Below are 6,687 nucleotides of genomic sequence, written 5' to 3' on the forward strand. Positions count from 1 at the left end.
TCGTTAATCCTATTAAAATGCAGCATATCCTCCAATCTTCGCCAAGCCCGCTGTTTGGACGCGCCGCGGGCCGGGAAGGTGAACGGGCGTTATCTTCTCGGCGGGAGCGATCTATCTTTCCGGCCCCGATGCGATTCCCTTCCGCGCTGATCCCGTGCACGTTACTGCGGCGTTACAAGCGCTTCCTGGCGGACGTGCGTTTCGATTCCGGGGAAGAAGCCGTGGTTCATTGCCCCAATCCGGGCAGTATGCGGGGCTGCGCCGGTCCCGGATGGCGCGCCCTGGTCAGCGATAGCGGGAATCCCGGCCGCAAGTTGCGGCATACCTTGGAGATGGTCCACAACGGCAGTTGCTGGATCGGGGTGAATCCGGCCTTGGCCAATGCCATCGCCGCCGAGGGCATCCGCGCGGGGTTGGTTTCCGATCTGGCAGGCTATACGGCGGTGCGCCGGGAAGCGGCTTGGGGCGAAGGAACCCGATTCGACTTCCTCCTCTCGGGCGGGATGGGCGAATGCTATGTGGAAGTCAAGAGCGTCACGCTCGTGACGGAAGACGGCTTCAGCGCCTTCCCCGATGCCGTTACCCTCCGAGGCGCGCGGCATGTCCGCGAGTTGCTCGCCGCGCGGGCCGCCGGGCATCGCGCCGTGCTTTTATTCGTGGTGCAACGCGGGGATGGCCTTAAGGGCTTCCGGGCCGCCGGGGAAATCGATCCCGTATATGCCGAGGTCTTGCGCCAAGCCCATGCCGCCGGCTTGGAGGTCTACGCCCATCTCGCCGATGTCCGTCCCGAGGCCATCACTTTGAGCGCCGATCGGCTTCGTCTCGAGCTATAGCGCCTCGGTAAATCCGGAGAAAGCTACCGGCAACTTAGCGCTCCAGCCACATTCGGCGAATTGACGATTAACGGACCGACCCAAATACCTCGAAAGTTACCGCCATGCCAGCCGGGGACGTCTATGCGTCGCGCGGCTCCCAATAGTGGGGACGGAATATCCCCATTAGTCGGGCTAATCTCTGGTCAATCGGGAAAACCGCGTGGTAAGATCGCATTAGCCATCCTTGGCGGCGCGCGCGAACGGAGTCGGATATGTTGGCGAAAGCGGAAATCCCTTATGATCGGAAGGCCCTGGAGCGTTTGGAGCGCGTCGGGGGCGTGGCCTTGATGGGGAAGGTCATCGACCAATTCCTCGAGAAGGTACCCCAGCGCATGGACGACGCCTGCGATCGCGGGCGCGCGGGCGACCTGGGCGCCCTAGGCCGCGCGGTGGAATCCATCGCCACTTCCGCTTGGAACGTAGGCGCCAACGAGGTGGGCGAGATGGCCGGGCGCATCAACAAGCTGGCCGCGGCCGGCGCCAAGGACGTGGTATTGCCCCTGTTATGCCAGCTCGACGACATGCTGGTGCACGTGAACGCCTGGTTGCAAAAGGAAAAGACCGCTTCGGGGCGCCGCCAGGGTTGATCCCCGGCCGGCCCCACCCGCCATGGAAGATCTCAAGAAGTGGTACCGGGCCGGACTAGCCACGCGCGTCGAGGCGCTTAAATCCGCCCGCCGCGAACTGGACTCCGATGGCGATTCCATGGCCTCGGTCCGCCGCATCGCCCACACCTTGCGGGGCTCGGGCGCCACCTACGGTTTCCCGGAAATCACCGAATCCGCCGCCGCCCTCGAGGACGCTTCTCCCGAGGTCTTCGTCGATGCGCTGGAAAAGCTGCTGGAAACGATTCTCGGCGTCTGCTCGGCCTCCGACGCGGAGGACAAGGCAGGCATCCTCCTCATCGACGATGATCCGTGCATCACCGATCTGCTGCGTACCGTGCTGGACGCCTCCAACCGGGAAGTCCATGTGGCGGCTACGGCCAAGGAAGCCGAAGCTGTGCTGGAAGAAAAGCGCGTTTCCCTGATCCTATTGGATTTGATCCTCCCGGATACGGACGGCCGTAATTTCCTGGTGCGGCTCAAGGAACGTCCCGCCACCGCCAACGTGCCGGTCATCGTGCTTTCGGCCAAGATGGGCGCCCAGCCCAAGACGGAATGCTTCGCCCTGGGAGCGGATGCGTACTACGAAAAACCCTTCGAGGTGGAGACCATCTGCGCGGCCGTCTCCGCCTGGTTGTACCGCACCGAAGGCAATCTGCGCGAGTCGCGCCGTGACCATCTGACCGGGCTTCCCAACCGCGCCGCCTTCCGCGAGGCTTATGCCCGCAACCTTTCCCTGGCCGGCCGGCGCGGCGAAGCCGTTTCGGCGGCGATCCTGGATCTGGATCGCTTTAAGCTGATCAACGATACCTACGGCCACGCCGCCGGGGATGAAGTCCTGCGGCGGGCGTCGTCCGTGCTGACCGGGGCCCTCCGCAAGTCGGATTTGCTCGCGCGCTGGGGCGGGGAAGAGTTCGTCGCCCTGTTCCCCAACACCGCCCTGGAAGGCGCCGGCATGGCGATCCGTAAGGCCTTGGAGGCGCTCTCGGGCCAGGAATTCCAGGCTCCCGGGGGCCGTACCTTCCATGTTACCTTCTCGGCGGGAGTCACCGACGTCTCGCCCGCCTGGTCGGTCGAGGAAGCCGTCGCCGAGGCCGATCGCTACCTTTACCTCGCCAAGGCCCAAGGACGCAATTGCGTGCTGACCGCCAAGGATAAACCGATGCTCGCGCCGCGCTCAATCCTGCTGGCAGTGGCCGACGACATGATTTCGGGCATCATCAAGGCGCGCCTAAGCCGCGAGGGCTTCGGCATCAAACACGTAACCGATGCGCAAACGGCCCTGGAGGCGATCCGCACCGAGTCCTTCGGCATGTGCATCCTGGACGCCGGCTTGGCCGGCCCCGCCGGCGCGCCTCTGATTTCGGTCTTGCGCGCCGAACGCCCCGCTCGGCTTCCCATCCTCCTGCTTACCTCCTTGGGTAAGGAGAAGGAGGTGGCCCGTGGCTTCCAACTCGGCGCCGAGGACTATCTGGTGACGCCCTTCTCGCCTTTGGAACTGGTGGCCCGCGTCCGCAACGTCCTGCGCAAAGCCTAGGCTTTCCGCCCGGCAACCGTCCCATACCCCAGGGTTGCAGCCCCGGCCTTCCCGGCGCTAAAATGGATCCATGCGCACGACTCCCAAATGCATCGATGCCGAGGTGCTCGCCCGCATCAAGCGCCAGCGGTCAGAGGCCTTCCTGGCGGGATTGATCGAACTCTTCCTGGAAGAGGGACCGGCTCGCCTGCTGGAAGCCTGGGACGGCGGTAAAAGCCGGGATTGGCGCCGCGCCGGGATGGCGACGCATATCTTGCGTTGCCTGGCCGATAACATCGGCGCGCTGGCGGTGCGGGATCTGGCCTGGAAGGCCGAGCTGGCCTGCGTCGGCAATCCCGAAAGGGATCCTGTCCTCTCCCTCCTCCTGTTCGATTTGGAGATCGCCTTCGCGGAGACCCGGTCTTGCCTGGCCTCGGCGCGATCCGCCCCGTCCGGCCCGGCCTAATCCCGTCCCCGTAACACGCAAGCTACCTGCACGCGCGGGCCTTCCCTTCGCGTCAACTTCCCCGACAGGTCGTCTATTAACCGGGACACAGGCTCCCGCCCGCGCCTTCCATTCCTTTGGCGCAATTTCCGGAGATGGGGTATATTGGAAATATCGGGGTCCAAAGCCCCGAAAATCTCCAAGACGCCGGCCTGGTAAGACTTTCGCCAGGGCGGATAATCGGGAACCATCGTTTTTAGAGGAAGGCGGGCTGCGTCGGGGGGCGGGGCTCCCGGAGGTTGATATGAATCCGCGAATGATTGGGCATGCAGGGAGCCGTAATTCTTCCTTGATAAGAACCGGCCTAGGTTTAGCCGCCCTCTGTTTGGGCACCGCCTGCCAATACGAATCCCACCGTTCCGTCGCGATCGCCCCGTCGCCGGAAGCCCCGAAGATCGCCTGCGATACCTTGTCCGGCCGCGTCAAAGCGGGGGAAAGCTTTAATACCATCGTGCGCGGTATGGCCCTGCCCGCGGGGGAAGCCCAACTGCTCTGCGCCGGCATCAAGAGCAATTTCCGCTTCAAGCTGTATGCCGGCCAGGCGTATCGGTTGATTCGCCGCCTCGGCCCCCAAGGACCGCAACTGGACGCCTTCTTGCTCGAGGATCGCTATTCCAACCGCCAGCACGTTCTGCGTCGCCCCGAAACGGCCCCTGCCATGGCTGCCGCCACTGCGCCTGCCCTGCCCCTGGCCGCGCAGACCGCATCCAACGCTGCGTCCTCCGCCGCCACTCCTGCTTCCGCTGCAAATGCTCCGGACGCTGCGGACCCAGAAGCGCGTTTGGACTACTCGGTTTCCGACATTCCGGTGCACCTCGATACGGTGGCCGTGAATGGCGCCTTGAGCAATAACCTTTATGATGCGTTCGTCTCCCTGGGGGAGACCGGCGCGCTGATCCAGCAGGTGACGAAGATCTTCGCTTGGGACATCGACTTCTTCAAGGATCCGCGCGTTGGCGACGCTTTCAGCCTGTTGGTGGAGAAGAAATTCGGCGAGGACGGTTCCTTCCGCGGCTATGGCAAGGTGTTGTCCGCGAAGTACGTGAACCGGGGCCACGAATATTACGGCATCCTCTATCGCGACGCGTATTACGACCAAGACGGGCGCAGCCTCGAGAAAATGCTCATGAAGGCGCCCTTGAATTACGTGCGCGTCAGTTCGCCCTTCGCGAGCGCGCGCCTGCATCCCGTGCTCGGCATAACCCGCCCGCACTGGGGCATCGACTACGCGGGCCCGCTCAACACCAAGATTTTCGCCGCCGGCGACGGCACGATCGAATACTCCAAGTGGGTGAGCGGCTACGGGAATACCGTGAAGATCCGGCACAACGGCGTCTATAACACTTATTATGGTCACCTCAACGGATTCGCCCCCGGCATGCGCGCGGGACGGCGCGTGCGCCAGGGAGAGGTCATCGCGTTCATGGGCCGCACGGGCTTGGCCACCGGGGTTCATCTGGATTACCGGGTGGAGTACCAGGGACGTTACATCAATCCCGCCACCCTCAAGATGGAGGCGAAAGCCGGGGTGGACAAAGGCGAATGGCAAACCTTCGCCGCTTACCGGGACGTATTGCTGGCCCGCATGGCTAATCCCGCCTTCCGGAACTTCGCCGCCGCCCCCCGTCCCTCCAATCCCGCGGTCAAAACCTTTTGATCCTTTCCGCCCGGTAGTTCCCAGGCGGGAACCCGCATCCCTTTTCCGCTTGCCACCCTCGCCGCGATTGGCTCTATTTGCGCGAGGAGGATCATAAATGCCAGCCGCCAAGCCCCCCAAAAAGACCGCCACGGCGCGCGCCGTACCGGCGAAAGGTGCCTTAAGCGGCGCCACCCACGGGCCTCAGCCCGGTGATAAAGCTCCCGCATTCAAGCTCGCGGATGAGAACGGCAAGACCGTTTCCTTGGCCGATTTCAAGGGCAAGCAGGTGGTGCTGTATTTCTATCCCAAGGACTCCACCCCGGGATGCACCACCGAAGCCTGCGACTTCCGCGACAACCTGAATCGCATCGCCAAGACGGGAGCGGTCGTGCTCGGCGTCAGCGCGGATTCGGCCGAATCCCACCGGAAGTTCAAGGAAAAGCAGGGACTTAATTTCCCCCTCTTGAGCGATCCCGACCGTAAGGCCATCGAAGCCTACGGGGTCTGGCAGGAGAAGTCCCTCTACGGACGGGCCGGGCACGTAGATGAGGTCCTGGCGGCCTTGAAATAAATCGGGCCAAAACGGAAAGGGAGCAGGTCAAGACCTGCTCCCTTTTTTTTGCGCCCGGCGTTACGGGTTTAATTAAATCGCGAAACCAAGCTGCACGGCCCAGTACCAATTCTTGGGATGCTGCATGATGGTTTGGTCGTAATAGTGGCCGAAGAAATCCACGAGACGCATATGATCCCGGGCCGCTTGGGCGGTAATGGAGAAACCGTTGATGATTTTTTTCTGGGCGTAGATGGTCCATTTCAGATTATCCGAGGCGCCATTGATTCCCGCATCGGTTTTGGGAACGGGCGCGAGTTCCTGTAGTGCTTCATAGGAATTATCCGGTAGGGGGTTCCGGCAAAATTCGGTTTCTACGGAAAGCAAATCCAATAATCTTCCCGTCGGAATGTTCAGGCCATACATGTAGGCGATGCGGTCTTTGAGGTTTTCGTAATTCCCGGGATAGTTCTTTAATCCCATGGCGATGACTTCGGCGTAAACGCGGAATTGCTTATCGGTCAGGAAAGAATTGGGAATGATATCCGTAATCAGGTTCCCCAAATCCAACGAGGCCCTTCCCATGGCTTTTTGCCCGACGAAGGTGTAGTGCCCGGATTTGACGATCAGGGCGGAATCCGCGGCCGAAACCGTACCGCCGTTATTTATAACCCTTCCATCGCTAAGGACGGAATAATTGGAGACTCCCGAGGGATTGAAGTTTCCCCGGGCAAGGGCCGTCGCGTCGTAGAAATTATCGAATTGATACCCGCCACCGATGGTGAACACGTTCTTGATGGAATAGGAAACGATATCGGTCAGGCTCAAGGCTCCGCTGGGGGCCTGATCGGTTTTAACGGTGGTCATCAAATCATTTTTCAATCCGGCGATTTTCGTATTCAGATCCACGCCGTCCAGCTGTACTCCCGCGGAATTCAATGCGACCAATCCGCCCGTATAGATAATCGTGGGGTAGGAATAGGTCCGGAACATGTAT

At 61.7% G+C, this 6,687-nt stretch carries 7 protein-coding genes; 6 read left to right on the plus strand and 1 reads right to left on the minus strand.

Features of this window, described 5'->3' with window-relative positions; genetic code table 11:
* The first annotated feature begins 128 nt into the window (after positions 1-128).
* The 6 genes from sfsA (at position 129) to JF616_05725 (ending at position 5,711) form a co-directional block, all read left to right on the plus strand.
* Positions 129-833, plus strand: coding sequence for a DNA/RNA nuclease SfsA (gene sfsA / locus JF616_05700; GenBank protein MBW8887238.1), 705 nt, complete (start codon positions 129-131; stop codon positions 831-833).
* Positions 834-1,087: 254 nt separating this feature from the next.
* Positions 1,088-1,462, plus strand: a complete 375-nt coding sequence (locus JF616_05705) for an Hpt domain-containing protein (GenBank protein MBW8887239.1) — start codon at positions 1,088-1,090, stop codon at positions 1,460-1,462.
* 22 nt (positions 1,463-1,484) lie between these two features.
* Positions 1,485-3,017: a diguanylate cyclase gene (locus JF616_05710; protein MBW8887240.1), complete on the plus strand. Its 1,533-nt coding sequence runs from the start codon at positions 1,485-1,487 to the stop codon at positions 3,015-3,017.
* A 70-nt stretch (positions 3,018-3,087) separates the two neighbouring features.
* A complete protein-coding gene (locus JF616_05715) occupies positions 3,088-3,462 on the plus strand; it encodes a hypothetical protein (protein MBW8887241.1) in 375 nt (124 codons plus the stop codon).
* A gap of 328 nt (positions 3,463-3,790) precedes the next feature.
* Entirely contained in the window at positions 3,791-5,158 is a 1,368-nt protein-coding gene (locus JF616_05720) for a peptidoglycan DD-metalloendopeptidase family protein (GenBank protein MBW8887242.1), read from the plus strand.
* A gap of 97 nt (positions 5,159-5,255) precedes the next feature.
* A complete protein-coding gene (locus JF616_05725) occupies positions 5,256-5,711 on the plus strand; it encodes a peroxiredoxin (protein ID MBW8887243.1) in 456 nt (151 codons plus the stop codon).
* Between the two features lie 72 nt (positions 5,712-5,783).
* On the opposite strand, the gene JF616_05730 is transcribed toward JF616_05725, so the two are convergent.
* On the minus strand, positions 5,784-6,687 hold a 904-nt coding region (locus JF616_05730; protein MBW8887244.1), incomplete at its 5' end, for a hypothetical protein.

The organism is Fibrobacterota bacterium (assembly GCA_019509785.1).
Classification (GTDB): Bacteria; Fibrobacterota; Fibrobacteria; order UBA11236; family UBA11236; genus Chersky-265.

Excerpts from the sequence above, each read along its gene's own strand:
- JF616_05705 (MBW8887239.1), top strand. The coding sequence starts at position 1,088 with ATGTTGGCGAAAGCGGAAATCCCTTATGATCGGAAGGCCCTGGAGCGT.
- JF616_05710 (MBW8887240.1), top strand. The coding sequence starts at position 1,485 with ATGGAAGATCTCAAGAAGTGGTACCGGGCCGGACTAGCCACGCGCGTC.
- sfsA (MBW8887238.1), top strand. The coding sequence starts at position 129 with ATGCGATTCCCTTCCGCGCTGATCCCGTGCACGTTACTGCGGCGTTAC.
- JF616_05725 (MBW8887243.1), top strand. The coding sequence starts at position 5,256 with ATGCCAGCCGCCAAGCCCCCCAAAAAGACCGCCACGGCGCGCGCCGTA.
- JF616_05715 (MBW8887241.1), top strand. The coding sequence starts at position 3,088 with ATGCGCACGACTCCCAAATGCATCGATGCCGAGGTGCTCGCCCGCATC.